Origin of the sequence: Streptomyces sp. NPDC090445, from assembly GCF_044769385.1 — a bacterium.
Taxonomy (GTDB): Bacteria; Actinomycetota; Actinomycetes; order Streptomycetales; family Streptomycetaceae; genus Streptomyces.
Window position 1 is genome coordinate 160775 of sequence record NZ_JBIVXV010000002.1, and the last position, 26242, is coordinate 187016.

Genomic DNA, 26242 nt, shown 5'->3' on the forward strand with positions numbered 1-26242 from the left:
CTCTCGCCCGGCAATCCCCAGCCCCTGGCTCGCAGCGAGGGCGCCCGACGGCCCTGGTCGGTGCCACTCCGGTCGCGTACGGTGAAGTCACACAGCGCTACGCACCCCCCATGCCCCCCTTGACGAAGGAGACCCCGGTGCCCGTCCTCCCTGGAGCCGAGCCGTTCCGCCACGAGGGCGGAGAGGTCGGCGTACTCCTGTGCCACGGCTTCACCGGCTCCCCGCAGTCGCTGCGCCCCTGGGCCGAGTACCTCGCCGAGCGGGGGCTGACCGTATCCCTGCCCCTCCTCCCGGGGCACGGGACGCGCTGGCAGGACATGCAGCTCACCGGCTGGCAGGACTGGTACGCGGAGGTGGACCGGGCGCTGCGGGAGCTGCTGGACCGGTGCGGCCGGGTCTTCGTGTTCGGGCTGTCGATGGGTGGCGCGCTGACCCTGCGGCTGGCGGCGAAGCACGGTGATGCCATCAGCGGCATCGTCCTCGTCAACCCGGCCAACAAGGTGCACGACCCGCTGGCGTTCGCCCTCCCGGTGGCCAAGCACTTCGTGCGGTCGACGCCGGGCATAGCGAGCGACATCGCCAAGCCGGGCTCGGAGGAGGTCGGCTACGACCGGGTCCCGACCCGGGCCGCGCACTCCCTGCGGGACTTCCTCCGGCTGGTGGACGGCGAGCTGCCGCAGGTGACGCAGCCGGTGCTGCTGCTGCACAGCCCGCAGGACCATGTCGTCCCGCCGGTCGACTCGGCGCGGATCCTGTCGCGGATCTCGTCCACGGACGTCACCGAGACGCTGCTGGAACAGAGCTACCACGTGGCGACGTTGGACCACGACGCGGAGCAGATCTTCGAGGACAGCTACGCGTTCGTCGGACGGCTCGCACAGGGCGTCGTCGGCAGGGAAGGGGCGGCCAGCGGTGGCTGAACAAGAGGAGTCCCCGGGGGGCGTTCCCCCGCTGGACGAGGAAGCGGCGTGGGCGGCGATCGTCGCCGGGTACGGGCAGGAGCCGCCCGACCCGCCGGGCGCGCGGCCGTTCCGCCCGATCGAGAACCTGATGCTGCCGGAGGAGGACGTGGAGCCGCTGCAGCCGAAGGACTCCAAGGAGCCGAAGGAGACCAAGGAGCCGGAGGCACCGGAGGAGGAGTCCTCTCCCCCGCCGCTCGGCAGCTCGGTGGTGTTCGCCCCGGGCGTCGGCCCGGCCGGCCCGGGGCCCCGGGACCACTCCCTGGCCGATCCGGACGACGCCGACGACGCGGACGAGGGCCACTTCGTGCAGCCCGAGCCGGAGCTGCCGCCCGCCGACACGACGGCGAAGTTCGCGTGGCTGGCGGTGGTCGGCGGGCCGGTGCTGCTGCTGGTGGCCGTCCTGCTGCAGTGGGACATGACCTGGTGGCTCACGACGCTGGGCATCGGCGGCTTCCTCGGCGGCTTCGCCACCCTGGTCGCCCGCATGCAACAGGGCGACGACGAGGACGACGACCCGGGCCGCGGCGCAGTGGTCTGACCCCCGCGCCCCGCACAGGGGCGCGGGAACCTGCGCCACGCAGGGCGCGGGAACCTGCGCGCTCAACCAAGAACACCCCGCACCCGGGCGGCACACCCCAGCCCCCACGACGGCGCCCCCAGGGGCGCGGGGAACTGCGCGCTCAACCAAGAACACCCCGCACCCGGGCGGCACACCCCAGCCCGCACGGCGGTGCTCCAGGGGCGCGGGGAACTGCGCGATCAGCCACCGGCGGCCCGCGCCGGCCCCACCGGCAGCCGCAGCGCCGCCAACACCGGCAAATGATCACTCGCCGCGGCGAGATCCGCGTCCGAAACCCCGCCCAACCCCACCGGCACGCCGCACCCCAGCACCTCCACCCCCGGCGTCGCGAACACCGCGTCGATCCGCCGCGGCACCCCAGCCCGTACGAACGTGTGCTCGCCACCCCACGGCGCCACCGCCCGGCAGTCCTGCAGCGCTCCGGCGAGCCGCCGGAAGACCGCCCCGTCCGGGGTCTCGTTGACATCCGCCGCGGCAATCCCGTACGGCAGCACATCCGGCGCATCAGGCATATCCGGCGCGTCCGGCGCATCCGCGTCCCCGGCCCCGAGCCGCGCCAGCAGTTCCTCCGCGTGTGCCCGCCGCTCCCCCGCCTCCAGCGGCAGGTGGGCGCTGAGCACGGCGACCCGGGCGCCCCCGAACCGGACCACGGCGGTGGCGAAGCCCCTCCGGTGCAGGCCGGGGGTGAGCGGCAGCAGCACGTCCTCGGTCCGTTCCACGAAGGCCCGCAGCGAGCACAGCAGCAGCGGCCCGGCGGCGGTGGCGCCGCCGGACAGGACGACGAGGTCGCTCTTGGCGGCGAGTCGCGCCGCGTGCTTGCGCCAGCGGAAGAACCTCGGGGCTTCCTGGACGAAGACCAGGTCGGGGGCGCAGGCGCGGATGACGCGGGCGAGTGCGTCCTCGTCGTCCCGCAGGGAGCGGATGTTGTAGCTGAGCACGCGGATGACGGCGGAGCCGTCGGCCTCGGTCCGGGACCCGGGCAGGTCCGGCAGCGCGGGCCGGTCCGGCAGCGCGGGCGGCTCCGGCGGCGCGGGCCGTGCAGGCTCTGCGGCCTGTGCGGGCCGTCCGGGCCGCCTTCCGGGCAGACCGGGCAGACCGGGCAGACCGGGCAGGCGTGAACGCGAAGTCAGGTCCATACCCCGCAACATAACGACCCTGCCCGCCGTGCCCCAGAGGGCGCGGCGGGCAGGGTGCGGGAGAGCGGCCGGGCGGCGGGGTCAGTCCCGCGGCCCGGCGGCGGGGTCAGCCCTGGCGGGCCAGGTCCGCGGCGCCGACGAGTCCGGCCTTGCCGCCGAGCTGGGCGGCGAGCACCTGCGCGTGCGGGCGCCAGGCGCCGCCGATCAGCCAGCGCTTGAAGGACTTGCGGATGGGGTCGAGGACGAGGTCGCCCTCGTCGGAGACGCCGCCGCCGACGATGAACGCCGAGGGGTCGAACAGCGAGGCCAGGTCGGCGAGGCCGGCGCCGGCCCAGCGGGCGAGCTCGCGGAAGGAGTCGACGGCCACCGGGTCGCCCTGGCGGGCGGCTTCGCTGATGTGCTTGCCCTCGATGCCGTCGGGGGTGCCGTCGCCGAGGGCGAGCAGCAGGGCCGCGCTCTCGGGGGTGGCGTTGGCGCGCTGCTTGGCGTAGCGGACGAGGGCGCGCCCGGAGGCGTACTGCTCCCAGCAGCCCTGGCTGCCGCAGCCGCACAGCAGGCCGTCGGGGACGACCCGGATGTGCCCGAACTCGGCGGCGACGCCGAACCGGCCGCGGCGCAGCTTGTTGCCGATGATGATGCCGCCGCCGAGGCCGGTGCCGAGGGTGATGCAGATGACGTCCTCGTGGCCCTGGCCGGCGCCGAAGCGGTATTCGCCCCAGGCGGCGCAGTTCGCGTCGTTCTCGACGACGACGGGCAGGCCGATGCGCTGCTCGACCTTGTCCTTGAGCGGCTCGTGCCGCCAGTTGATGTTCGGCGCGAACAGCACGGTCGCGCGCTTGTCGTCCACGTATCCGGCGGCGCCGATGCCGACGGCTTCGATGGTGTGGTTGCTGCTGACTTCGGTCACTGCGGCGCAGATCGCGTCCGTCACGCCGTCCGCGGTCGGCGGGGTGGGCACCTTGTACGTCTCAAGGATGGTGCCCTCTTCGTCGACCACGCCGGCCGCGATCTTCGTGCCGCCGATGTCGACGCCGATGGTGAGTCCCATTAGTCCCTCGGTTTCCGGTCAAACCCCGCCACGGCCAACCGTACCCGAGGGCGGTGCCGTCTCAGTCGAGGTCGATGCGCTGGGAGGGGCCCGTTCCGCCTTCGTCGCGGGGGTCCGAGCCGTCGCCGGCGGGCCGGTCGGGGCCGGGGCCGGGGGCGGTTTCGCCGCGGGTCCAGCGGCGTTCGTGGCCTTCGACGGCCGAGCGGTAGGCGGCGAGGAGCTCGGATCCAGCCGCCGCGAGGTGGCCGAAGACCTCGGGGTTGCGTTCGACGACGGGCTTGGCGGCGGCCTTGGCCTGGTCGACGATCTGCCGGACGGCGCCCTGGGCGCCGGCTGCGAGCAGCGGGTTGTTCAGGGCGGAGACCTTGTCGGCGACGGCCTCGAACAGCTTGAACAGCTCCTCGGCGGCGGTTCCGGTCCCGGAGGGGGTGCCGGTGCCGCCGTGCGCGGAGCGGCGGCGCTCCTCCTCGGCGGCGAGGTCCTCGGCGCAGGCCGTGGCCCAGGCGTCGTCGTCGGCGGGACGGTCGGTGGCCTCGCTCATGGCGGACTCTCCTGCGGCAGCTGCGGGACGTGCGTGGCGGTGCGGTGTGGTGCGGTGCGTACGGGTGGTGTACGGCTCGGTACTGCGTTTCGTGTACGTGTTTTCCGTGTACTGCTTTCGACGTTACCCGAACGGGGGTACGCCGTTCAGGGTCTGTCGGGCCACAGTGCCGGGTCGGGGGTGAAGCGGATCCGCAGGGTGCCGTCGGTGAGGGCGGCGCCGGTGACGGTGCAGCGGCGCAGCGCGGACGGCAGGGAAACGATCCTCCGGTGCGGGCCGGCCGCGATCAGCAGTTCGTCGCCGCGCCGGACGAGGTCGAGGTCGCGCTTGTGGGCGCCGGGCAGGGGAACCGCCCAGACGAGTACCCCGTCCTCGGCGCGCCGGTCCTCGACGGCCCAGTCGCGGCGGGCCGGCGGGGTGCCGGGCAGGAGCCCTGCGGTCCCGGCGAGCAGCGCCAGGTCCTCGGGGCCGCGCGGGGCGCGGCCGAGGTGGGGCAGCGGGACGACGGGCCGGCCGGTGTCGGCGGCCCACCGGGCGGCGTGCTTCTCCTGTTCGGCGGCGAGCCCGGCGAGCCAGGGGTCGGGCGAGGCCTGGGGCACCATGCGGTTGGCGACGATCCCGCCGACGGGCAGTTGCAGGAGGGCGGCTCCGAGCAGCCCGGTCCGCAGGGAGGCGTCGGCGGCGGGTCCCGGTTCGGCGACGAGCCGCAGGGAGGTGGTGTCGGCCTCGACGATCCGCTGGACGGCGGCCAGCTCCTCGTCCCAGCGGGCGGCGGCCTCGTACAGCCACTGCGCGGGCATGGGTACGCCGGCCAGCTGGGCGAGGACGGGGCGCAGGGCGCGCGCGGCCTGCCGTTCGGCGGGGAGCAGCCGGGCCAGGTAGCGGCGGAGCTGCCCGGGCAGGGCGAGGGCGGCGAGGGCCTGGTGCAGGGGCGGCAGGTCGACGACGACGAGGTCGGTGCCGGGTGCGGCGGCGGCCCGCCGCAGGGCGCGCAGCAGGGCGAACTGCTCGGCGCCGGGCAGTTCGGTGAGCTCCTCGGCCCCGAGCGGACGGGAGCCGAGCATGCCGAGGAGGGCGGAGCCGCGTTCCTGGAGGGCGGCGAGCTCGGCGCGGAACTCCCCGCCGGAGTCGACGCGGGCCACCAGGATCCCGCCGGCGGGTACCGCGGTGAGCCCGGGGGCGACCTCGACGGGCGCGCCGGCGGGTGCCCCGGCCAGTGCGGTGACGGGGTCCGCGGGGCGGCCGGGCTCTGCGAGGCGGCCGGGACCGCCGGGCTCCCCGGGGCCGCCGGGCTCCGCGGGGTCCCCGCAGGGCGCGGGGTCGCCGGACAGCAGCAGCACCCGCTGCCCGGCCCGGGCGGCGGCGGCCGCGGTGGCCGCGGCGACGGTGGTCCGCCCGGCCCCGCCGGGGCCGGTGACGAGCAGGGTGTGCACGCGGATCAGGCCGACTCGGTCGATTCGACGCGCTTCTTCAGACCGGCCAGGGCCCGGTCGATGATGACCTTCTCGGCCTTGCGCTTGATCATGCCGAGCATGGGGATCTTGACGTCCACGGTCAGCTGGTAGGTGACCTCGGTGCGCGTGCCGCCCGCGACGGAGGCGAGCCGGTAGGAGCCGTCGAGCTGGCGCAGCATCTGGGACTTGTCGAGGGTCCAGCTGACCTCGTCCGTGCCCTTCCAGGTGTAGGCGAGGGTGTGGTCGTCCCTGATCGCGCCGGCGTCGAGGAGGAGGCGGACCTTTTCGGCGCGGCCGCGGTCGTCGGTCGACAGCACCTCGGCCTCCTTCACCTCACCGGTCCACTCGGGGTAGCGGGCGAAGTCGGCGATCACGGCCATGACGTCGGCCGGCGCCGCATCGATCGTGATGCTCGAGCTGGTGTGTTCCGCCATCGCGGTCGCTCCTCCGGGACTGGGGGCACCTCCCAGCGGCAGCTGGGGGATTTCGAGGATGTGTGCGGCCTGCGGCCGCCGCGTGCAGGCTACCGTGCGTGCGGACGTCACCACTCCATGGCCCAGGGCCTTCCGGTGGCGGCGAAGTGCCCGACGTTCACGCACTCCGTGCCGCCGATCCGCATCCGCCGGACCAGCGGCTGGTGCACGTGCCCGAAGAGGGCGTACCGGGGCCGGGTCCGGCGGATCGCTTCGAGCAGGGCCTCGCTGCCCCGCTCGAAGCGGCGGGCGACGGTGTCGTAGCAGAGTTCGGGGACCTCCGGCGGGATGTGCGAGCACAGCACGTCCACCTCGCCGAGGGCCTCGACCTTGGCGGCGTACTCGTCCTCGTCGACCTCGTACGGGGTGCGCATCGGGGAGGGCAGGCCGCCGCCGACGAAGCCGAAGACGCGGCCGCCGATCTCCACGCGCTGGCCGTCGAGGACGGTGGTGCCGGGGCCGGCGTACTCCTGCCACAGGCCCGGCATGTCGACGTTGCCGTAGGTGGCGTACGTGGGCTGCGGGAACGCGGCGAACATCTCGGCGTACTGGCGGCGGACCGCCTCCTCGATCAGCCGTTCCCGGTCCAGGCCCTGCCAGAGCCGGCGGCCGAGGGCGCGGGCCTCGTCGAAGCGGCGGGCGGTGCGCAGCTCGACGATCCGGTCGGCGTTCTCGACGCCGAAGAGGTCGGGGAAGATGCCGCGGGAGTGGTCGGCGTAGTCGAGGAAGAGGACGAGGTCACCGAGGCAGATCAGCGCGTCGGCGCCGTCCCCGGCGCGTGCGAGCGCCTCGGTGTTGCCGTGGACGTCGCTGACGACGTGGACGCGCGTACCGCTTTTCCTGCCACCTGTGCTGCCACCCATGGGGCCACCCTAGGGGGGCTGCAGGGGGGCGGGTAGAGGGGGTGCCGCCAGGGTCCCTACCTGCGGTTACTTCCGAGTCGTTGACTTGGTCGACTAATGTCGGCAGGGCAGTGCCGCGTCATGTGACGCACGGAACATCTGGCCGGTTCCCTCTATCGGGAACCCACTACCGGTGGGTAACGTCCGGTCGTCCACACGGTGGCGATGGCGCCCAGAGGAGCAGTTGTCTTGCGCGAGTTCAGCCTTCCGGCCCTGTACGAGGTCCCGTCGGACGGGAACCTGACGGATCTCATCCGCCGCAACGCAGCACAGCACCCCGACACCGCTGTCATGGGGCGCAAGGCCGGCGCCCGGTGGGAGGACGTCACGGCGAAGGAGTTCCTCGCCGAGGTCCGCGCCACGGCCAAGGGCCTGATCGCGGCCGGTGTCCGGCCGGGCGACCGGGTCGGTCTCATCTCCCGCACCCGCTACGAGTGGGTGCTGATCGACTTCGCGATCTGGACCGCGGGCGGCGTCACCGTCCCCGTGTACGAGACCAGCTCGCCGGAGCAGATCCAGTGGATCCTCGGCGACTCCGGGGCCGTCGCGGTCATCGTGGAGGGCCCGGGCCACAGCGAGGCCGTGGCCTCGCTGCGCGACCGCCTGCCGGAGCTGCGCGAGGTCTGGGAGATCGAGCAGGGCGCCGCCGAGGCGCTCAAGGCCGCGGGCACCAGGATCTCCGACGCCGAGGTCGACGAGCGCAGCTCGCTGGCGAACGCCGACGACCCGGCCACCATCGTCTACACCTCGGGCACCACCGGCCGCCCCAAGGGCTGTGTGCTGACCCACCGCAACTTCTTCGCCGAGTGCGGCAACGTGGTGGAGCGGCTGAGCCCGCTGTTCCGCACCGGCGAGTGCTCGGTGCTGCTGTTCCTGCCCGCCGCGCACGTCTTCGGGCGCCTGGTGGAGGTGGCGGCCGTACTGGCGCCGATCCGCCTGGGCTGCGTACCGGACATCAAGAACCTGACCGACGAGCTCCAGTCCTTCCGGCCGACGCTGATCCTCGGCGTGCCGCGCGTCTTCGAGAAGGTCTACAACTCGGCGCGCGCCAAGGCCCAGGCCGACGGCAAGGGGAAGATCTTCGACGCGGCGGCGGAGACGGCCATCGCGTACAGCCGGGCGCTGGACACCCCGGGCGGCCCGTCCTTCGGCCTGCGGCTGAAGCACAAGCTGTTCTCGAAGCTGGTCTACCGCAAGCTGCACGCGGTCCTCGGCGGCCGCGGCGAGTACGCGATCTCCGGCGGCGCCCCGCTGGGCGAGCGCCTCGGCCACTTCTTCCGCGGCATCGGCTTCACCGTGCTGGAGGGCTACGGCCTGACGGAGTCCTGCGCGGCGACGGCGTTCAACCCGTGGGACCGGCCGAAGATCGGCTCGGTCGGCCAGCCGCTGCCCGGCTCGGTGGTGCGGATCGCCGACGACGGCGAGGTGCTGCTGCACGGCGAGCAGATCTTCGCCGGCTACTGGCAGAACGAGGCGGCGACCGCCGAGGCGCTCACCGACGGCTGGTTCCACACCGGCGACGTCGGCACCCTCGACGAGGACGGCTACCTCACCATCACCGGCCGCAAGAAGGAGCTCATCGTCACGGCGGGCGGCAAGAACGTCGCCCCCGCGGTGATCGAGGACCGGATCCGGGCGCACGCGCTGGTCGCGGAGTGCATGGTGGTCGGCGACGCGCGGCCCTTCGTGGCGGCGCTGGTCACCATCGACGAGGAGTTCCTCGGCCGCTGGGCCGCGGAGAACGGCAAGCCGGCCGGCTCGACGGCGGCGGACCTGCGCGAGGACGCGGACCTCATCGCCGCCGTCCAGAAGGCCGTGGACGACGGCAATGCGGCGGTCTCCAAGGCGGAATCGGTGCGGAAATTCCGCATTCTGCCCTCCCAGTTCACGGAGGAGTCGGGCCACATCACGCCGTCGCTGAAGCTGAAGCGCAACGTGGTCGCGAAGGACTTCGCGGACGAGATCGAGGCGCTCTACACCTCCTGAGCCCTCGGCCCCGGCCCCGCACTCCGGCCCGGGTCCCCGCCGGTCCGCCCGCTGCGCGTCAGCGGGCGTCCTCGGCGAGGATCCGGGCCATGTTGCGTTCCGCGAGGGCGGTGATGGTGACGAACGGGTTCACGCCGAGCGACCCCGGGATCAGCGAGCCGTCGACGACGTACAGCCCCCGGTGGCCCCTGGCGCGGCCGTGGTCGTCGGTGGCCTCGCCGAGGACGCAGCCGCCGAGCGGGTGGTAGGTGAAGGTGTCGGCGAAGGGCGTGTTCCCGCCGAACAGGTCGTAGCGGTAGATGGTGACGTTGGTCCGGTTGATCCGGTCGAAGAGGCTCTTGGCGGCGGCGGGCGCGTTCTGCTCGCGCCGCCACTGGAGCCGGGCCGAGTCGGTGGCCGCGTCGTACGTGAAGTGGCCGCGCTCGGGGTTGCTGACTGCTGGCGAGTGACTGCGTATGGGTGTGTTCTGGCGCATACGTGTGAGTGTCCGGGCTGCTCAACGTCTGAATCCCTGGAGGGGAACAAGAGTTTCTGTGTCGAATGGGTGACCTTTGCCGGTGGTGGTCGTTGGGTGCGTGGAGGGGTTCTTCGACTGGCGCAGGGGGCGGGGATGGGCGGTCTGCGGGAGGTGGCGGCGCCGTTCGTCGTCCCGGGGCCGTCGGGTGTGGCGGTCCGCGACCGGCTCAAGGACCTGACCGCCGAGGACGAGAAGGTTCTCCGGCTGGTCGGTGCGCTGCTCGGCTCGCTCGCCTCCCGGGATCTGAAGGCGCGGTGCGCGGCGGGACTGGACCACGACACCGGGCAGTGGGCCGAGCGCAAGCGTGTGCTGACGGTGGAGTCCTCGTCGCGGTGGGCGGGGTCGATCACGAAGGCCTCTCACGATCAGTGGGCGCTGGCGCGCCGCTGCCAGCTCGCGCACATCCAGTCCCTGCAAGCGGGCGTGCGCACACTGACGGTCCGGCTGTCGAAGCAGATCGGGGAGAAAGGGACCAAGGGGGCGCCGGGCGGCTACCGCAGCAAGCCGGAGTGGTTCGCCAAGTCCCGCCGCCTGCACGTCCTCGCCGACCGGCTGGAGCGGGAGCAGGCGGACCGTGACGCGGGGCGCGTGCGTGTCGTGCGCGGCGGGAAGCGTCTGCTGAACGCCCGCCACCACCTCGACACCGCGCAGATGACCGAGAGCGCCTGGCGGCAGCGGTGGGAGGCGGAGCGCGGGTTCCTGGCCGCGGACGGCGAGAGCGGCAAGCGGTTCGGGAATGAGACCATCCGCGTCACCCCCGAGGGCGAGATCAGCATCAAACTGCCCGCACCCCTGGCCGGTCACGCGAACGCCGGGAGCGGCCGGTACACGCTCACCGGCCGTGTGCGGTTCCAGCACCGGGGCAGTGAGTGGGCCGACCGCGTCACCGCGCACCGGGCCGTCGCCTACCGCATCCACCACGATCCGGCCCGCGACCGCTGGTACCTCACCGCCGCCTGGCAGCGCCCCACCGTGCAGACGGTCCCGCTGGATGCGGCCCGCGCCCACGGCATGGTGGGGGTGGACACCAACGCCGACCACCTCGCCGCGTGGGAACTGGACCGGCACGGCAACCCCGTCGGCGATCCGCGCCGCTTCTTCTTCGACGCCACCGGTACCGCCGGTCACCGTGACGCCCAGGTCCGGCACGCCATCACCCGCCTGCTGCACTGGGCCAAGCGGCGCGGCACGGCCGCGATCGGCATCGAGGACCTCGACTTCCAGGCAGAGAAGACCCGCGAGAAACACGGACGTCGCAAGAAGTTCCGGCAGCTGATCTCCGGCATGCCCACCGGCAGGCTGAAAGCCCGCCTCGCCTCCATGGCCGCCGAACAGGGACTGGCCATCGTGGCCGTGGACCCCGCCTACACCAGCAAACGGGGCGCCCAGCACTGGCAGAAACCCCTCACCAGCACCAACCGCACCACCACCCGCCACGACGCAGCCGCCGTGGCGATCGGCAGGCGCGCCCTGGGGCACCCGATCCGGCGACGGACGGCACCGCCCCCTGCCCACCAGAGCGATGGGCAGGGGCATCGGACCGTCCAGGCCGCACCGGAAACCCCGGGGCGTGAGGAACCCCGCCCCCGCATCCCCGGACCACGGACACGATCCATGCGCGCCGGACGCGGAGCGAACGCGGGCAACCAGGACACCCAACACCGCTCGGGGCGTCCGGCTGAGCACGAGTCCTGGCACCAGGACCCACTCCCGCTCAGTCCTTAGGAACGGTCCATGCCCGCATGATGGTCGGAATCTGACCTTCCGCCCATGCCCCCCGCAGCCACGATCAACTGTCCCAGTCCCCTCTGTCGACGCCGCCGGTGCCGCTGCCGGTCCGCCACCCGTTCCCGGGGTGGGGGAAAGGCCCGCGCAGCGGCAGCCCGGGCAGGGCTACGGCGGGGTGCGGAACCGCGGGCAGCGGAATGGCTAGAGGAGGGTGCGGAGGCGGTCGGCCAGGAGGTCCCAGCGCCACCGCTCCTCGACCCAGGCGCGGCCCCGCTCCCCCATCCGGCTCCGCAGCTCCGGATCCTGCAGCAGGGCGACGATGCGGTCCGCCGCGTCCCCGGGGTCGCCGCCCCGGACCACCCACCCGGTCTCCCCGTCCAGCACCGCGTCCGGCGCCCCGCCGGAGTCCCCGGCGACCACCGGCAGCCCGGTCGCCGAAGCCTCCAGGTACACGATGCCGAGGCCTTCCACGTCCAGCCCGCCCCGCCGCGTCCGGCAGGGCATGGCGAAGACGTCGCCGGCGCCGTAGTGGGCCGGGAGTTCGGACCACGGGACCGCGCCCGTGAAGACCACCGAGTCCGCGACCCCCGTCTCGGCGGCCAGCTTCCGCAGGTCGGCCTCGTACGGCCCGCCGCCGACGATCAGCAGCACCGCGTCCGGCACGGCCGCGAGGATCCGCGGCATCGCCTCGATCAGGGTGTCCTGCCCCTTCCTCGGCACGAGCCGCGACACGCAGACCACCACCGGCCGGTCGGACAGGCCGAGCCGGGCCCGGATCTCGTCGCCGCCCGACCCGGGGTGGAAGGTCTTCTCGTCCACGCCCGGCGGGAGCTGCACCATCCGGTCCGCCGCCGCACCGGTCAGCGCCGAGGCGATGCGGGAGCGCGTGTACTCGCCCAGGTAGGTCAGGGTGTCGGTGCCTTCGCCGATCCGGCGCAGCAGTTGCCGCGCGGCGGGCAGCTGCGCCCAGCCGGCTTCGTGGCCGTGCGTGGTCGCCACGATCCGCCGCGCCCCGGCCCGCCGCAGGGCCGGCCCCATCAGGCCGAGGGGGGCGGCGGCCCCGAACCACACCGACTCGCAGCCGTGTTCGCGGAGCAGCCCCACCGCGCGGCGGGTGACCCGCGGCGTCGGCAGCAGCATGGTGGTCCGGTCGCGTACGACCTGGAACGGCTGCTCGGCGTCGAAGGCGGCGGTGGCCTCGCGGCCTTCCGCGCTGTGCTTCCAGGTGGAGGCGTAGACGACGATCCGGTCGGGGTCCAGGCGCAGTGCCATGTTGTGCAGGAAGGCCTGGATGCCGCCCGGGCGCGGCGGGAAGTCGTTGGTCACGATCAGCGTCTTGTGCATCGCCTGCCGACAGTACCGGACCGGCCCGCGGGCCCGGCCGCTGCCGTCGGTCAGGGCACCGGGCCGCTGCGCAGGGTGTCGCGCCAGGCCTCGGTCAGGGCGGCCTCGTCCGTGTCGAGGGCTTTCCGCAGGGCGACCGGGAGGGGTTCGCGGCCGGCGAGGGCGTACAGGTCGGCGAGGGCGGCGTCGCCCCACCGCCGTGCGACGAGGCGGCAGGCCAGCCAGGCGCCCTCGTACGCGCGGGCGAGCGCCTCGGGGTCGCCGCCGAAGGCGAAGTCCTCGTTCCGCGGTAGCCGCGCGGGCAGCTCCCCGCGCCGTACCGCCCGGCCGAGGGCGGGCGCGGCCCGGTCGGGGGCGGGGTCGGTGCCGCGGTACGCCGCCCAGTCGGCGAAGCCCTCCGACAGCCACAGCGGGGTCGTGGCCGAGGTCGCCGTGCGGGTGGCCACGTGGGTGGCTTCGTGGGTGAGGACGACGGCCCGGCCTTCCGGGGTGAGTTCGGCGTACCCTTGCGGGTTGACGACGATCCGGTCGGCGGGGGCCGGGCCGCCGCCGACGCTGCCCGTGGTCACCGCGGCCATGCTGCGGTATTCGGCGGCGGGCCGCCCGAGCAGTGCCGCCATGGCGTCGAGCGAGCCGGGCACCAGCACCACGAGCCGTCCGGCCCAGGGCCGCGGCCAGGCGGCGTTCACCGCGGGCACGGCCCGGTCGGCCTCGGCTGCGATCGCGGTCAGGGCGGGCCCGCCCTGACCGGAGCCGAGCACGAGGCTGTGCGCGCCCCGGGCGACGGCGACCGGCCCCTGGTCCCACAGCTGGGGCGGGGCTCCGGGGGCGGGGGCGTCGCCGGTGACCCGCCACTGCCCGCCGGTCAGGCTGAGCCGCACTTCGCGGGCGGAGCCGGCCGCGGCGGTGTCGTACCCGGAGAGCCGGTAGCGCAGTTCGGCGGCGGCGGTGGCGCGGGCCCCGTCCCGCCGGACGCCGGTGACCTCGTACGCCCAGCCGTCCAGGGGGATCCCGGCGAGCGCGGCGGGCGGCCGCTGGGCCCAGGCGGCGACGGCGGCGCGGACGTCCCGGTCGGCGGTGTCGGGCGGCGCGGGCGCGGTGCAGCCGGAGAGCAGCCCGCACACCAGCAGGCACACCACCAGCAGCGGCAGCGGCAGCGGCAGCGGCGAAGCGGCTCGACGGACCGGGGACATCCGCCGATCCTAAGCGGCCGTGCCGAAGCCGGCCGCGGTTCGGCAGCGCCCCGAAGGGGCGCGGGGAACTGCGCGGCCGGCGACAACGGGCCCGCAGGCGTCCGCCGGCCCGGCACCGCACCTCCCCGCGGAGCGCTTGGCTCCGTTCAGGGGCGGGTGACGGAGGACACCGGCATCATGCCGACGGGGTCGTAGCGGACCCGGGCCCCCGGGTGCGGGGCGTGGACCACCTGGCCGTTGCCGACGTACATGCCGACGTGGCTGGCGTCGGAGCGGTAGGTCACCAGGTCCCCCGGCCGGGCCTCGGACAGCGGGACCTGCCGGCCCGCGTGCCGCTGGGCCTGCGAGGTGCGCGGCAGGGAGACGCCGGCGTGCCGGTACGACCACACCATCAGCCCGGAGCAGTCGAAGCCGGAGGGGCCCGTGGCGCCCCAGATGTACGGTCGGCCCACGGCGGAGCGGGCGGCCCGGACGGCCGCCGCGGCGCGGCCCGAGGAAGGCCCGAACGAGGGGCCGAACGAGGGCCCGAACGAGCCGTCGGCGGGCGGGTCGGGCAGTGTGCCGTCGCGGCCGCCGGCGCGGGAGGCCCGTTCGAAGTCGGCCCGTTCCTGCGCGGACATCTCGTTCAGCAGCTGCCGGGCCGCGGCGAGCTTCGCGGTCACGACGCGCTTCTCCCGGGCCACGTCGGCCCGTACGGCCTCCAGTTCGGCGAGTTTCCGCGCGGCCTCGCTGCGCTCCTGGCCCAGCCGCCGCTGCTCTTTGCGCAGTTCGTCGAGCTGCCGGGCCTGGTGGTCGGTGAGCCGGCCGAGGGTGGCGGCCTTGTCGAGGTATTCGTCGGGGTCGTCGGACAGCAGCAGTTCGAAGGCGGGGTCGATGCCGCCGGAGCGGTACTGGGCTCCGGCGAAGGCGCCGAGGAGGCCGCGCATGGTGTTGATGCGGTCCTGGGCGCGGGCGAGCCGGTCCCGGGCGCGGTCGACGTCGGTGCGGAGCCGGTCGGCCCGCTCTCCTGCCTCGTTGTAGCGTTCGGTGGCCCGTTCGGCTTCCTCGAAGAGCCGGTCGACCTGGGCGCGGACGGTCGCCGAGGGCTCCTTCGGCAGGGCGGGTGCGGCGGCGGCGGGCACGACGGTGATGGCGGCGGCGGTGGCCGCTGCGGCGGCCGCGGTCAGCATGCCGACCTTGGTGTTCCGGTCGAGGCTGCCGGGTACGGACCGGCGGTGGGACGCCATGCGGAGCCGCTCCCTTCCGCTGCGCGGGACCGGGTCCGTCCCCCGTGGACGGCCGTGTGCCGGGTTGCGCGCTGGCAGACAGTAGCCGCGCGGCTACCCGCCGGCCAACGACCGCCGCGGGCCGCACATGCCGGCGCCCCGCCTCAGACGCAGGTCATGGGCGGGGCGCGAGGTCAGGGCGGGGCCGTGCAATTCGCCCGGACGGTCGACGCACGGCGCGCCCCGGCGTTCCGCCGGGAGCGGAGGGGGACATCCGGATGATTCGCCTCACGACGGGTCAGATGCGGACGCCGAACTGGGGCGACATGTAGCTGATCTTCTCGTACTTGATGCCGCCGCGCGGGTTCGAGGCGTGCAGGGTCATGCCGTTGCCCGCGTACAGGCCGACGTGGTGCAGGTCGGAGTAGAAGAACACCAGGTCGCCGGGCTGCAGCTCGCTGAGGGGGATGCGGGTGCCCTCCTCGGCCTGGGTCCAGGTGGTGCGGGTGATGCTCACGCCGGCCTGCTTGTACGCCCACTGCGTCAGGCCGGAGCAGTCGAAGGCGCTGGGGCCGGTGGCGCCGGAGACGTACGCGTAGCCCAGCTTGGTCTTGGCGGCCGCCAGGGCGGCGCCGGCCCGGCCGGAGGCCTTGACGCTGCCGAGGTCGGCGCGCTCGGCGTCGCTCCGGCTGGCGCGGCTGTCCTCGTCCTTGAGCTGCTGGCGCTCCTGCGCGGTCAGGGTGTTGAGGAGGGACTGGGCCTCGGCGAGCTTGCCCTGCGAGGCCTTCTTCTTCTCGCCGAGTTCCTTGCGGGTGGCGTCGAGGTCGGCGAGCTTGCCGGCGGCCTCCTGGCGCTGCTGCGCGAGGCTGCGCTGTTTCGCCTGGATCTTCTGGACGGCCTCGACCTGCCTGCCCGTCAGCTGCTGGAGGGTGGAGGCCTTGTCGAGGTAGGTCTCGGGGTCGCCGGAGAGGAAGAGGGCGACGGACTGGTCCATGCCGCCGGTGCGGTACTGGGCGCTGGCCATCGAACCGAGCGTGGAGCGGAGCTGGTTGAGCTCCTCCTGGCCGCGGGCGACCTGGTCCTGGAGGAGGCCGATCTCCTTCTCCAGTTTCTCCTGGCGCTCCTTGGCCTGGTTGGCCTTCTCGGTGGCGTGTTCCGCCTCCTCGTAGAGGGCGTCGACCTTGGCCTTGACCTCGTCCTTGCCCGGCTGGCCCGGCGCGGCGGAGGCGCTGTGCGCGGAGAGGGCGACGGCTGCGGCGGCCGTGGCGGTGAGCACGGTCACCCGTGCGCGGCCCGGCTGTTTGGGTCGACGGTGGGACGCCACGAGCCGGGCTCCTTTGCTTCGCTCCGCCGGCAGAAAGGGGCGCGTCAGGCGCGCACGGGCCGGCGACACCTCCGCCGACACCCCGAATGAGTGACCTACCGCACGAAGGTTTGAGCAGACCCTAGTGACCCCGTGTGATCACTTCAAACCCCCTCGGGAAAAAACCCGGCCCCCGACCAGGTTCTTTACATTCAGCGCACGCTGCGTGCCGACGAGTTGACGGTACGCTTCCCGACGGCATGGCGAAATGGGGCATTCCACCGAGGAGTTAAGAAACGCGCGAAAGCCGCTTCAGGAGCAAAGCGGACGTCACGGGTCGGGCTCCGGCCTTCGCCACCCCGTCGGCCACCTCGCGGTCCGTCGAGACGACGACCACCGGCCGGCCCGGCGGCTCCGCGCGCACCAGCTGGCGGATCAGCTCGTCCGCCGTGACACCCGGCTTGGAGAACAGCACCCGCACCCCGCGCGGCGGCGCGAGCAGCACCGGCGCGGCCAGCTCCGCCCCGTCGAAGACGCAGGTCATCTCCGCGCCGGTCTGGGCGGCCAGCATCGACAGCCCGCCCAGCAGCCGCAGCCGCTGCTTCTCCAGCGGCATCGTCGGATAGCCGGTCTTGGTCACGTTGTAGCCGTCGACGACCAGGTGCACCTGGGGCAGCGCCAGCAGCTGGTCCAGCAGCGCCGGGTCGGTCTCCGACAGCGCCCGCGCCGCGATGTCCTTCGGGCTCATCCGGCCCGGCTCCACCGCGTCCACGGTCTCGGCGGGCCGCGTCGACACCGGCGGCAGCGCCAGCTCCCGGCGCAGCCCCTGGGCCGCGTCCAGCACCGTGTCCAGCAGCAGCCGCAGCCGCATGTCCTCGACGCTGCGGCCCTCGCGGGCGGCCCGGCGGGAGGTCTCCAGTGCCGCCTCGGCCTCCGCCAGACGGGACTTGAGCCGGCGCGTCTCGCTCTCGGCGGACGCCACCTGTGCGGCCGCCTCGGCACGGATGCCCTCGATCTCGGCGGTGACCTTGCGCAGGGCCGCCTCGCCCCGCTTGATGTCGCTCAGGGCGCTGCGCAGCTTGCGCTGAAGCGATTCGGCTTCCTTCCGGGCCGCCTCCAGCTCGCCGCGCACCTGCTCGCCGCCGTGCCGTTGCAGGTCCCGTACGTGGGCCAGCTCCTCGCGGAGCCGGTCCACTTCGCGCCGGGCCTCCTCGTCCGCCCGCTCGGCGTCGGCGCGCTGCGCCTCCTCGCCCGCGGCGGCCACCAGCTTCACCCAGCCCGCCGGCCGCAGGATGTACGCGGCGGCGGCCACGTCCAGCGGGTCGGCGGCCGCGGGCGGGGCGCCGGACTCCAGCGCCCCGGCCAGCTCCGCCTGGGCCTCGCGCACCTTCTCGGCGACGCGCCCGCGGAAGACGGCGTCCGTCTCCACCGCCGCGGCCATGGCGTTGCCCGCGAACTTGGCGCGCCGGCTCGGGGTGAACCGGGCGTACTGGCGCAGCTGTCCCGGGAGGTCCGCGACCGTCAGCCCGCCGAAGGCGTCCGAGACGAGCGCGACGACCCGGCGCCGCACACCCTCCGGCAGCGGGCGGTCGAGCACCTCGGCGGCGTCGACGGCCGCATCGGCCGGGTCAGCGCCGCTTCCTGGCTCCACAATCCGTCACCCCTACCGTGTTCTTCTCGGTGGGGCGCGGCTCCGTCAGGAGTCCGCGCCCGGCCTGTCCACAAGTTCGATCCGGTCCACCGCGTTGCACCAGCGGCAGCGGACCGACTCGATGGTCTCACTGACCACCTCACGCTCCTCGACCTTGGGCTCCCCGGCAAGATCCAGGTGGACGTACTCCACGACCTTCGACGAACGAGTGACGTCGAAACGCGTGAGGTTGCCGCACAGGGTGCAGCGCCACCGGGTGCTGTCGGTCGGCAGGGGAACCGTCATCAGGCCGCACTCTCCTTCGTAGCTCTTTCAATTAAAGCCGCCGTCTGCAGGAATCGGCGGTCCGCAGCACGTAACCCTACGGCCTGCCGAGGCGTGGGAAGGGGCCGGTCGGGTCATGCTCAATCGCATGATCGTAAAGTGGCGGGCGGCCGTGCGCGAGGCCGCCCGGGGGCCGGTGGTCACCCACGCGCTGATCGCCGCCTGCTGCGCGGTGTTCCTGCTCGGTCCGGCCTCCGGCCTGAACCCGGCGTACGGAACCGGCGAGCGGCTGCTGGAGACGGGGACCGCGCACTTCCGGCACTGGGGGGTGGTCCCGGCCGAGCTCTTCGGCGGGTCCGCGCGGGCGCTGCTGACGCCGCTGACCGCCCTGTTCGTCCACGGCAGCTGGCTGCACCTGCTCGGCAACCTCCTCTTCCTCCACGTCTTCGGGGCGATGGCGGAGGAGCGGATGGGCCGCGCCGCCTTCCTCTGCTTCTACGTCTGCACGGGCTACCTGGCGCTGGCGGCGTACGCGGCGGCCAACGCCTCCTCCGGGGAGACGCTCGTCGGGGCGTCCGGCGCGATCTCGGCGGTACTGGGCGCGTTCCTGTACCTGTTCCCGCGGGCCCGGGTGACGAGCCTGTTCCCGTTCCTGTTCTTCCTGCCGCTGCGGTTCCCCGCGTGGCTCGTGCTGCTGTTCTGGTTCGGCCTGCAGTGGGTGGCGGCGCACCGGGCGGGGAGCGGCCCCGGGGTGGCGTACCTGGCGCACCTGGTGGGCTTCTCCCTCGGCTTCGTCCACGCATGGGTGCGCTACCGGCGTGCGACTAGAGTGAGGCGACCAGCGACGGCCACCGAGGGAGACAGCCAGCCATGATCACCGCGATCGTGCTCATCAAGACCAGCGTGGACCGCATCCCCGAGATCGCCGAGTCCATCGCCGCGCTGGAGAGCGTCAGCGAGGTCTACTCCGTCACGGGGACGTACGACCTCATCGCCCTGGTGCGCGTGAACCGCCACGACGACCTGGCGGACATCATCCCGGGCCGCATCAGCAAGATCCCCGGCGTGGAGGCGACGGACACCCACGTGGCGTTCCGCACCTACTCCCAGCACGACCTGGAAGCCGCCTTCGCCATCGGCCTGGACGCCTGAGCGCTCCGCGGGGAGCCCGGTCATGACACCGCGGGCCGGTGGGAGCTGATCGCGCAGTTCCCCGTGCCCGTGCGGGGCGCGGCCGCTCAGCAGCCGGGCCCGGCGCCGGTCATACGGCCGGGACGCAGCGGCCCTCCTGCGTGCGGTACTGCCACTGCGCGCCCTCGGTGACGAGCTCCCGGACCGCGCGGACGAACCGCTCCACGTGCTCGTCGGGGGTCCCGGCGCCGAAGCTCACCCGGATCGCGTTCAGCGACCTCTCTCCCGGCGCCTCCGGGGCCCCGCACGCGCCGGGCTCCTGCGGGGCGCTGCCGAGCAGGGTGCGCACCAGCGGGTGGGCGCAGAACAGGCCGTCGCGGACCCCGATGCCGTACTCGGCCGACAGGGCGGCGGCGAAGTGGGAGCTGTTCCAGCCTTCCACCACGAAGGAGAGGACGCCGACGCGCGGGGCGTCGTCCCCGAACAGGGAGAGGATCCGGACCTCCGGGATGCCGGCGAGGCCCGCGCGGACCTGTGCGGTCAGCTCGTGCTCGCGGGCGACGAGCCGGTCGAAGCCCGCCTCGGTCAGGGCGCGGCAGGCGGAGGCGATGGCGTACACGCCGATGACGTTGGGGGATCCGGCCTCGTGGCGGGCGGCCGTGGTGTGCCACTCGACGTCGACGCCGCCGTCCTCGCGGCGGGCGACGGTCCGCGAGGCGCCGCCGCCGGCCAGGTACGGCTTCGCCTGCTGCAGCCAGTCGGCCCGCCCGGCCAGCACGCCGGAGCCGAAGGGCGCGTACAGCTTGTGCCCGGAGAAGGCCACCCAGTCCACGTCGAGGTCCCGGACGGAGACGGGGTGGTGCGGGGCCAGCTGGGCGGCGTCGAGGACGATCCGGGCGCCGTGGGCGTGCGCGGCGGCGGCGAGCTCCTTCACCGGCCACAGTTCACCGGTGACGTTGGAGGCCCCGGTCACGCAGACCAGCGCCGCGCCGTGGGGGTCCCGTTCGGCCAGGGCCCGCTCCAGGGTGGCCACGGCCTCGTCCGGCGTGCGCGGCGCGTCGAGGTACGTGACCTGCGCGCCGTCCCACGGCAGCAGCGAGGCGTGGTGCTCGGTCTCGAAGACGAAGACCCGGCAGTCGGCGGGGAGGGCGGCGGCGAGCAGGTTGAGGGAGTCGGTGGTGGACCGGGTGAAGACCACCTGGTCGGAGGGGCGGCAGTCCAGGAACGCGGCGACCGCGGCCCGGCTCTGCTCGAAGAGGTCGGTGGAGAGCTGCGAGAGGTGGCCCGCCCCGCGGTGCACGCTGCCGTAGTAGGGGGCGTACGCGGCCACGTCGTCCCAGACGCGCTGGAGGGCGGGGGCGCTGGCGGCGTAGTCGAGGGCCGCGTAGGTGACCTCGCCGCCGGTGACGAGCGGCACGGTGACGTCCCGGCCGAGGACCGGGAGCGGCCCGGCACAGGCGGCGCCGTCGGCATCGGCCGCACAGGCGGCAGAGACAGCAGAGGCGGCAGAGGCAGAGGCAGAGGCAGTGGCGACGGGGGCGGGGGCGGGGGCGGCGACAGCGGTGGCGACGGTGGCGGCGTTCAGGAATGCGGACATGGCGGTATCTCCCGGCGGGCAGGCGGAATCGGCTTCGGATGTCACCCGTCTGCGGGTACGGCGCTGCGGCCGGCCGGGGGACGGGGAAATGCCTCGGAGCACGGGCCGGGGGCGTACGGGGGTGTCCGGGTACGCACGGGGAAGGGGCCTGGTCCGAGGGGTGGAGAAGGGGCGGAGCCGCCCTATCGCATTCGCTTGCTCACGGAAAAAAGCTCCTCGAAGACCAGGACCCCTGGTGTCGAGGGATCCGCGCTTGCCGCGGACCTCGCTGCCCGCGGCCTGGTCATCACCCGGGGCACCCCGCCACGGAAGGAGGGTTGCCGGACAGCAAGCCGGGGCCAAAACGCTGTCACTCGTGACCTTGGTCAGTCATCCTGCCACAGGATGCCGCACGCACAAGACCCCGGTCCGTATGCCGGACCGGGGCCATGGCCGAAAACGATCAGTCAGGTCAGGCGTTGCTGGCGGCCACCCACCGCTCCAGGGCGGCCCGTGCCGCACCCGAGTCGATGGCTTCCGCGGCCCGCTCGATGCCCGCCCGGATCTGCTCCTCCAGGGAGCCGCTGCCCGGGTCCACGGCGACCAGGGCGGCCGCCGAGTTCAGCAGCACCGCGTCCCGCACCGGGCCGGTCTCCCCGGCCAGCAGCCGCCGGGCGACGTCCGCGTTGTACGAGGCGTCGGCGCCCGCCAGCTCCTTGACGTCCACCAGGCCGATGCCCACGTCGCGCGGGTCGAAAGCCTGCTCCTGCACCCGCCCGTCGCGCACCCACCAGACCCGGGAGGTGGCGGTGGTGGTCAGTTCGTCCAGGCCGTCGTCCCCGCGGAACACCAGGGCCGAGGAGCCGCGCTCCGCCAGCACGCCCGCGACGATGGGCGCCATCCGGGGGTCGGCGACGCCGGTGGCCTGCGCCCGGACCCGTGCCGGGTTGGTCAGCGGGCCGAGGATGTTGAAGGTGGTGCGGATGCCGAGCTCGCGGCGGGCCGGGGCCACGTGCCGCAGCGCGGGGTGGAACTTCACGGCGAAGCAGAAGGTGATGCCGGCCTCCTCGGCCACCCGGACCACCCCGGCCGGGGTCAGGTCGAGGTTGACGCCGAGCTTCTCCAGCACGTCGGAGGCCCCGCTCGCCGAGGACGCGGCCCGGTTGCCGTGCTTGACCACCTTGGCGCCGGTGCCGGCGACCACGATGGAGGACATGGTCGAGATGTTCACGGTCTTGGCGCCGTCGCCGCCGGTGCCGACGATGTCCACGGTCCGGCCGGGCACCTCGATCAGGTTGGCGTGCCCGTACATGGCCCGCACCAGGCCGTTGATCTCTGCGACCGTCTCCCCCTTGGCCCGCAGGGCGACCACGAAGCCGGCGATCTGGGCGTCGGTGGCCTCGCCGCGCATGATCCGGTCCATGGCCCACGCCGTGTCGTCGGCGTGCAGGTCCCGGCCCGAGAGCAGCGCTTCCAGTACGGCCGGCCAGGACCGGTCCGCCACGCTGTCGCCGCCTGCCGGGGTCACAACGTTCATGGTCCGCTCCTGAGGGTCCACAGTCGAATGGGAAGGCCTTCAGCCTATCCAGGCCGGGCAGACGGCGAAGAGCCCCGTCCAGACGCTGGACGGGGCTCTTGCCGTGGGCGACACCGGGACTGACCGAAATCAGACCCTCACGCGGGATCAGTGGTGGCCGTGGCCGCTCTGGATCTCCTTGAACTCCTCCACCGTGGGCTTCGGAATCTGGTTGCCTTCGCCGTACATGCCCTGGCTGAGCTTGGCGCGGAGCTTCTCCGCCATCTTGACCTTGCGCTCGACGCCGTTCTCGTCGACCGTCGGGCCGATCTCCCGCGGCTTGTACTGCTCGTGCGCGGTGAGCGTGTGCAGCTTGGCCTGGTCGAGGGTCTCGTGGACCTCGATGAACTCACCGTGCGGGAGCCGCTTGATGACGCCGGTCTCGCGACCGTGCAGCACCTTGTCGTGGTCCCGGCGCTGCAGGCCGAGGCAGATGCGCTTGGTGATGATGAACGCGATCACCGGGACGGCGAAGAAGCCGATCCGCACGAACCAGGTGATGTTGTTGATCGAGAGGTGGAAGTACTGCGCGAACATGTCGTTGCCGCCGCCGATGAGGAGCACGATGTACTCCGCGATCCAGGCGACACCGAAGGCCGTGCGGGTCGGGGCGTTGCGCGGGCGGTCCAGGATGTGGTGCTCGCGCTTGTCGCCGGTGACCCAGGACTCGATGAACGGCCACACCGCGATCGCGCCGAGGACCAGCGGGAAGAGCACCAGCGGGATGAACACGCCCAGGACGAGCGTGTGGCCCCACAGGTTGATCTCCCAGCCGGGCATGGCACGGATCAGGCCTTCCGGCATACCCATGTACCAGTCGGGCTGCGCACCGGTGGACACGTGGTCCGGGCGGTACGGGCCGAGCGCCCAGATCGGGTTGATCGAGGCGATCGCCGCGATGGCCGCGATGACACCGAAGACCAGGAAGAAGAAGCCTCCGGCCTTGGCCATGTAGACCGGCAGCAGCGGCATGCCGACGACGTTGTTGTTCGTCTTGCCGGGACCCGCGAACTGGGTGTGCTTGTGGTAGAAGACCAGGATCAGGTGGGCGACCAGCAGGCCCATCATGATGCCGGGCAGCAGCAGGATGTGGATCGAGTAGAACCGGGCGACGAAGTCGCCGCCGGGGAACTCGCCGCCGAAGAGGAAGAACGAGATGTACGTGCCGACGACCGGCACGGACAGGATCGCGCCCTCCATGAAGCGGACACCGGTGCCCGAGAGCAGGTCGTCCGGCAGGGAGTAACCGGTGAAGCCGGTGAACATGCCGAGGACCAGCAGCAGGAAGCCGAAGACCCAGTTGACCTCACGCGGCTTGCGGAACGCGCCGGTGAAGAAGACGCGCATCATGTGCACGACCATGCCGGCGACGAAGATCAGCGCGGCCCAGTGGTGGATCTGCCGGATGAGCAGGCCACCGCGGACGTCGAAGCTGATCTCCAGCGTCGAGGCGAACGCCTCGGACATCCGGACGCCCTGCATCGGCACGTACGAGCCGTGGTACACGACCTCGTTCATGCTCGGGTGGAAGAACAGCGTCAGGTACACACCCGTGAGGATGATGATGATGAAGCTGTAGAGGCAGACCTCACCCAGCATGAAGGACCAGTGGTCCGGGAAGATCTTGCGCATGTTCGCCTTGGCGAGGCTGTAGATGCCCAGGCGGCCGTCCGCCCAGTCAGCCACGCGCTCGCCGGCGGGCGCCTTGCGCTGTGTGTCAGTGGCGGTACTCATCCGCGCTCCCAGAATGCAGGACCGACGGGCTCTTCGAAGTCGCCGAGCGCCTCAAGGAAGCCTTCGCGGTTCACGCCGATCCGCAGCTGCGGAAGCGCGTGGCCGGCGGGTCCGAAGACGACGCGACCGCCGTCGGAGAGGTCGAAGGTGGACTGGTGGCACGGGCAGAGCACGTGGTGCGTCTGCTGCTCGTACAGGCTGATCGGGCAGCCGACGTGGGTGCAGATCTTCGAGTAGGCGACGATGCCGTCGTGGGACCACTCGAGTTCCTGCTTGTCCTTGATGTCCTCCGGCTGAATGCGGACGATCATCAAGGCGGCCTTGGCGATCTCGTTGTTGAAGTCGTGCGCGTCCTCCTCCAGGCCCTCGGGCATGACGAAGGTGAGCGAACCGACCGGGACGTCCTCGGGACGCAGCGGCTCGAACGTGTTCTGGTTGATGAGCAGCTTGCCCTTGGCCCACAGGGTGTGGCGCAGCTTGTCCTCGGGCAGCGGGCCCAGGTCGCGCATGATCACGACGGCGGACAGCGGCAGCATGGCCAGCGCGCCGAGCATCGTGTTGCGCAGCAGCGGACGGCGGGCGATGCCCGACTCGTTCGCGCCGTCGGCGAAGTCCTGCATGACCTTCGCCTTGACCTCGGGCGAGGCCGCGATCTCGTGGCGGTCGTCGGCGACCTCCACGTCGGACATCAGGGTGCGGGCCCAGTGGACCGCACCGGCGCCGATGCAGAAGAGGGCCGCGCCCAGGCTCATGCCCAGGGCGAAGTTGAGCGCGCTGATCTTCCCGAGGGGGAAGATGAACACGATCTTGTCGACCGGGATGACCACGTACGCCACGATGAACGCGACGGTGGCCAGCATCGACACCGTGAACAGCATCGCCACGGTGCGCTCGGAGCGCCTCGCGGCCCGCTCGTCGATGTCCTGGATGCGCGGCTTGTGAACCGGCAGGCCCGGGTCGGCGAACGGGTCTTCCGCGACCGCCACACCGGCGTGCTGCTCGTCGCCCTGCTCGCTCGGCAGGTGCTTTTCTTCGGGAATGTCTTGGCTACTCATGACTTCTTGGCCTTAGCGGTGTGGGCCGCGACCCAGACGGCGACAGCGATCAGCGCACCCAGACCGAAGATCCAGCCGAACAGGCCCTCCGAGACGGGGCCGAGGCCGCCGAGCTTCAGGCCGCCGGGGTTGACCGACTTCTCGCCGTTCACGTTCTGGAGGTACGCGATGATGTCCTTCTTCTGCTTCTCCGGCATCGTCGTGTCGGGGAAGGAGGGCATGTTCTGCGGGCCGGTGAGCATGGCCTCGTAGATGTGCTTCGGCGAGACGTCCTCGAGGTTCGGGGCGTACTTGCCGTCGGTCAGCGCGCCGCCCTCGCCGGTGAAGTTGTGGCACTGCGCGCAGTTGTTGCGGAACAGCTCGCCACCCTTCGCGACGTCGGCGCCGGCCGGGTCGTACTGCTTCGCGGTCGGCGTGATCGGACCGGCGCCGAGGGAGGCGATGTACGCCGCCAGCTGGTCGATCTGCGCCTGGGTGTAGATGGTGGGCTTCTTCGGCACCTGGGCGCCGGGCTGCTGGGCGGGCATACGGCCCGTGCTCACCTGGAAGTCGACGGCCGCGGAGCCGACGCCGACCAGGCTGGGGCCGTCAGTGGTTCCCTGACCGCCGGTTCCGTGGCAGCTTGCGCAACCCACGGCGTAGAGCTTCTTGCCCTCCTCGATGGCGAGGGACTGGGCGGTTTCATCGGCCTGCGCCTTGCCCGCAGGGGCGAAGGCGGCGTACAGCCCCCCAGTGGCCGCCAGCGCGAGGAGTAGAACGACGACCGCCGCCAGCGGATGGCGTCGTCGTGCGGAGAGCTTTTTCACGGATTACCCCGGTGTCAGGATCTTCTGCGTCGGTGTTTCTGGATGTCGGTGCCGGGTCCGGCCCGGTGACGTGCTCG

At 72.9% G+C, this 26242-nt stretch carries 23 protein-coding genes, 1 pseudogene and 1 riboswitch; of the genes and pseudogenes, 6 read left to right on the forward strand and 18 right to left on the reverse strand.

What is annotated here, in order from left to right; translation table 11 throughout:
* Positions 1–137 precede the first annotated feature (137 nt).
* Together ACIQUT_RS05440 and ACIQUT_RS05445 are read left to right on the forward strand one after the other, a co-directional pair.
* Positions 138–920 carry an alpha/beta hydrolase gene (locus ACIQUT_RS05440; RefSeq protein WP_403560585.1) on the forward strand — a complete coding sequence of 261 codons (783 nt, stop codon included), beginning with the start codon at positions 138–140 and terminating at the stop codon, positions 918–920.
* Positions 913–1500, forward strand: a complete 588-nt coding sequence (locus ACIQUT_RS05445; protein WP_403559707.1) for a hypothetical protein — start codon at positions 913–915, stop codon at positions 1498–1500. The genes ACIQUT_RS05440 and ACIQUT_RS05445 overlap by 8 nt, the downstream gene beginning before the upstream one ends.
* A gap of 221 nt (positions 1501–1721) precedes the next feature.
* Here ACIQUT_RS05445 and ACIQUT_RS05450 read toward each other — a convergent pair whose 3' ends face one another.
* The 6 genes from ACIQUT_RS05450 to ACIQUT_RS05475 all read right to left on the reverse strand — a co-directional run bounded on the left by ACIQUT_RS05450 (position 1722) and on the right by ACIQUT_RS05475 (position 7057).
* Entirely contained in the window at positions 1722–2678 is a 957-nt protein-coding gene (locus ACIQUT_RS05450; protein WP_403559710.1) for an endonuclease/exonuclease/phosphatase family protein, read from the reverse strand.
* A 106-nt stretch (positions 2679–2784) separates the two neighbouring features.
* Complete coding sequence (locus ACIQUT_RS05455; RefSeq protein ID WP_403559713.1) at positions 2785–3726, reverse strand: ROK family glucokinase; 942 nt, start codon at positions 3724–3726, stop codon at positions 2785–2787.
* A 61-nt stretch (positions 3727–3787) separates the two neighbouring features.
* Entirely contained in the window at positions 3788–4267 is a 480-nt protein-coding gene (locus ACIQUT_RS05460; protein WP_403559716.1) for a DUF5304 domain-containing protein, read from the reverse strand.
* A gap of 146 nt (positions 4268–4413) precedes the next feature.
* Complete coding sequence (locus tag ACIQUT_RS05465; protein WP_403559719.1) at positions 4414–5700, reverse strand: ArsA-related P-loop ATPase; 1287 nt, start codon at positions 5698–5700, stop codon at positions 4414–4416.
* A gap of 5 nt (positions 5701–5705) precedes the next feature.
* Positions 5706–6155 carry an SRPBCC family protein gene (locus ACIQUT_RS05470; RefSeq protein ID WP_403559722.1) on the reverse strand — a complete coding sequence of 150 codons (450 nt, stop codon included), beginning with the start codon at positions 6153–6155 and terminating at the stop codon, positions 5706–5708.
* 107 nt (positions 6156–6262) lie between these two features.
* Positions 6263–7057 (reverse strand): metallophosphoesterase, encoded by a 795-nt coding sequence (locus ACIQUT_RS05475; RefSeq protein ID WP_403559724.1) that lies wholly within the window; start codon positions 7055–7057, stop codon positions 6263–6265.
* A 228-nt stretch (positions 7058–7285) separates the two neighbouring features.
* Here ACIQUT_RS05475 and ACIQUT_RS05480 point away from each other — a divergent pair, with 228 nt between their 5' ends.
* Positions 7286–9082 carry an AMP-dependent synthetase/ligase gene (locus tag ACIQUT_RS05480; RefSeq protein WP_403559726.1) on the forward strand — a complete coding sequence of 599 codons (1797 nt, stop codon included), beginning with the start codon at positions 7286–7288 and terminating at the stop codon, positions 9080–9082.
* A gap of 58 nt (positions 9083–9140) precedes the next feature.
* Here the strand turns inward: ACIQUT_RS05480 and ACIQUT_RS05485 are convergent.
* Positions 9141–9512 (reverse strand): annotated as a pseudogene (locus ACIQUT_RS05485) (GMC oxidoreductase); the annotation flags it as partial.
* A 180-nt stretch (positions 9513–9692) separates the two neighbouring features.
* Between ACIQUT_RS05485 and ACIQUT_RS05490 the strand changes: the two are divergent.
* Positions 9693–11324, forward strand: coding sequence for an IS200/IS605 family accessory protein TnpB-related protein (locus ACIQUT_RS05490; protein WP_403559728.1), 1632 nt, complete (start codon positions 9693–9695; stop codon positions 11322–11324).
* A gap of 204 nt (positions 11325–11528) precedes the next feature.
* Here ACIQUT_RS05490 and ACIQUT_RS05495 read toward each other — a convergent pair whose 3' ends face one another.
* The 6 genes from ACIQUT_RS05495 to ACIQUT_RS05520 form a co-directional block, all read right to left on the reverse strand.
* On the reverse strand, positions 11529–12671 hold the full coding sequence (locus ACIQUT_RS05495; protein WP_403559731.1) for a glycosyltransferase family 4 protein: 1143 nt from the start codon (positions 12669–12671) through the stop codon (positions 11529–11531).
* 50 nt (positions 12672–12721) lie between these two features.
* Positions 12722–13864 carry a hypothetical protein gene (locus ACIQUT_RS05500; protein ID WP_403559734.1) on the reverse strand — a complete coding sequence of 381 codons (1143 nt, stop codon included), beginning with the start codon at positions 13862–13864 and terminating at the stop codon, positions 12722–12724.
* A 146-nt stretch (positions 13865–14010) separates the two neighbouring features.
* Positions 14011–15090 carry an NlpC/P60 family protein gene (locus ACIQUT_RS05505; RefSeq protein WP_403559737.1) on the reverse strand — a complete coding sequence of 360 codons (1080 nt, stop codon included), beginning with the start codon at positions 15088–15090 and terminating at the stop codon, positions 14011–14013.
* Between the two features lie 277 nt (positions 15091–15367).
* Positions 15368–16393, reverse strand: a complete 1026-nt coding sequence (locus ACIQUT_RS05510; RefSeq protein WP_403559740.1) for an NlpC/P60 family protein — start codon at positions 16391–16393, stop codon at positions 15368–15370.
* A 268-nt stretch (positions 16394–16661) separates the two neighbouring features.
* On the reverse strand, positions 16662–18026 hold the full coding sequence (locus ACIQUT_RS05515) for an NYN domain-containing protein (protein WP_403560587.1): 1365 nt from the start codon (positions 18024–18026) through the stop codon (positions 16662–16664).
* A gap of 42 nt (positions 18027–18068) precedes the next feature.
* Positions 18069–18308, reverse strand: coding sequence for a hypothetical protein (locus tag ACIQUT_RS05520; RefSeq protein ID WP_403559743.1), 240 nt, complete (start codon positions 18306–18308; stop codon positions 18069–18071).
* Between the two features lie 115 nt (positions 18309–18423).
* Between ACIQUT_RS05520 and ACIQUT_RS05525 the strand changes: the two genes are divergently transcribed.
* Both ACIQUT_RS05525 and ACIQUT_RS05530 read left to right on the forward strand, forming a co-directional pair.
* Positions 18424–19161 carry a rhomboid family intramembrane serine protease gene (locus tag ACIQUT_RS05525; RefSeq protein WP_403559746.1) on the forward strand — a complete coding sequence of 246 codons (738 nt, stop codon included), beginning with the start codon at positions 18424–18426 and terminating at the stop codon, positions 19159–19161.
* A complete protein-coding gene (locus ACIQUT_RS05530) occupies positions 19158–19439 on the forward strand; it encodes an Lrp/AsnC family transcriptional regulator (RefSeq protein ID WP_403559749.1) in 282 nt (93 codons plus the stop codon). Before ACIQUT_RS05525 ends, ACIQUT_RS05530 begins: the two co-directional genes overlap by 4 nt.
* A 109-nt stretch (positions 19440–19548) precedes the next feature.
* On the opposite strand, the gene ACIQUT_RS05535 is transcribed toward ACIQUT_RS05530, so the two are convergent.
* The 5 genes from ACIQUT_RS05535 to ACIQUT_RS05555 all read right to left on the reverse strand — a co-directional run bounded on the left by ACIQUT_RS05535 (position 19549) and on the right by ACIQUT_RS05555 (position 26165).
* Positions 19549–21015, reverse strand: coding sequence for an aminotransferase class V-fold PLP-dependent enzyme (locus tag ACIQUT_RS05535; protein WP_403559752.1), 1467 nt, complete (start codon positions 21013–21015; stop codon positions 19549–19551).
* 244 nt (positions 21016–21259) lie between these two features.
* Positions 21260–21376: riboswitch (SAM riboswitch) on the reverse strand.
* Positions 21377–21466: 90 nt separating this feature from the next.
* Positions 21467–22531 (reverse strand): anthranilate phosphoribosyltransferase, encoded by a 1065-nt coding sequence (trpD, locus tag ACIQUT_RS05540; RefSeq protein ID WP_403559755.1) that lies wholly within the window; start codon positions 22529–22531, stop codon positions 21467–21469.
* A gap of 147 nt (positions 22532–22678) precedes the next feature.
* Positions 22679–24304, reverse strand: a complete 1626-nt coding sequence (locus tag ACIQUT_RS05545; RefSeq protein ID WP_403559756.1) for a cytochrome bc complex cytochrome b subunit — start codon at positions 24302–24304, stop codon at positions 22679–22681.
* Positions 24301–25359, reverse strand: a complete 1059-nt coding sequence (locus tag ACIQUT_RS05550; RefSeq protein ID WP_403559759.1) for a Rieske 2Fe-2S domain-containing protein — start codon at positions 25357–25359, stop codon at positions 24301–24303. Before ACIQUT_RS05550 ends, ACIQUT_RS05545 begins: the two co-directional genes overlap by 4 nt.
* Positions 25356–26165 carry a c-type cytochrome gene (locus ACIQUT_RS05555; protein WP_403559761.1) on the reverse strand — a complete coding sequence of 270 codons (810 nt, stop codon included), beginning with the start codon at positions 26163–26165 and terminating at the stop codon, positions 25356–25358. The genes ACIQUT_RS05550 and ACIQUT_RS05555 overlap by 4 nt, the downstream gene beginning before the upstream one ends.
* Positions 26166–26242: the final 77 nt, after the last annotated feature.

What these genes read in the sequence shown, in the direction of transcription:
- ACIQUT_RS05500 (WP_403559734.1), bottom strand. Translation starts at nt 13,864, where the DNA reads ATGTCCCCGGTCCGTCGAGCCGCTTCGCCGCTGCCGCTGCCGCTGCCG.
- ACIQUT_RS05535 (WP_403559752.1), bottom strand. Translation starts at nt 21,015, where the DNA reads ATGTCCGCATTCCTGAACGCCGCCACCGTCGCCACCGCTGTCGCCGCC.
- ACIQUT_RS05550 (WP_403559759.1), bottom strand. Translation starts at nt 25,359, where the DNA reads ATGAGTAGCCAAGACATTCCCGAAGAAAAGCACCTGCCGAGCGAGCAG.
- ACIQUT_RS05520 (WP_403559743.1), bottom strand. Translation starts at nt 18,308, where the DNA reads ATGACGGTTCCCCTGCCGACCGACAGCACCCGGTGGCGCTGCACCCTG.
- ACIQUT_RS05495 (WP_403559731.1), bottom strand. Translation starts at nt 12,671, where the DNA reads ATGCACAAGACGCTGATCGTGACCAACGACTTCCCGCCGCGCCCGGGC.
- ACIQUT_RS05530 (WP_403559749.1), top strand. Translation starts at nt 19,158, where the DNA reads ATGATCACCGCGATCGTGCTCATCAAGACCAGCGTGGACCGCATCCCC.
- ACIQUT_RS05505 (WP_403559737.1), bottom strand. Translation starts at nt 15,090, where the DNA reads ATGGCGTCCCACCGCCGGTCCGTACCCGGCAGCCTCGACCGGAACACC.
- ACIQUT_RS05545 (WP_403559756.1), bottom strand. Translation starts at nt 24,304, where the DNA reads ATGAGTACCGCCACTGACACACAGCGCAAGGCGCCCGCCGGCGAGCGC.
- ACIQUT_RS05475 (WP_403559724.1), bottom strand. Translation starts at nt 7,057, where the DNA reads ATGGGTGGCAGCACAGGTGGCAGGAAAAGCGGTACGCGCGTCCACGTC.
- ACIQUT_RS05525 (WP_403559746.1), top strand. Translation starts at nt 18,424, where the DNA reads ATGCTCAATCGCATGATCGTAAAGTGGCGGGCGGCCGTGCGCGAGGCC.
- ACIQUT_RS05450 (WP_403559710.1), bottom strand. Translation starts at nt 2,678, where the DNA reads ATGGACCTGACTTCGCGTTCACGCCTGCCCGGTCTGCCCGGTCTGCCC.
- ACIQUT_RS05470 (WP_403559722.1), bottom strand. Translation starts at nt 6,155, where the DNA reads ATGGCGGAACACACCAGCTCGAGCATCACGATCGATGCGGCGCCGGCC.
- ACIQUT_RS05455 (WP_403559713.1), bottom strand. Translation starts at nt 3,726, where the DNA reads ATGGGACTCACCATCGGCGTCGACATCGGCGGCACGAAGATCGCGGCC.
- trpD (WP_403559755.1), bottom strand. Translation starts at nt 22,531, where the DNA reads ATGAACGTTGTGACCCCGGCAGGCGGCGACAGCGTGGCGGACCGGTCC.
- ACIQUT_RS05460 (WP_403559716.1), bottom strand. Translation starts at nt 4,267, where the DNA reads ATGAGCGAGGCCACCGACCGTCCCGCCGACGACGACGCCTGGGCCACG.
- ACIQUT_RS05490 (WP_403559728.1), top strand. Translation starts at nt 9,693, where the DNA reads ATGGGCGGTCTGCGGGAGGTGGCGGCGCCGTTCGTCGTCCCGGGGCCG.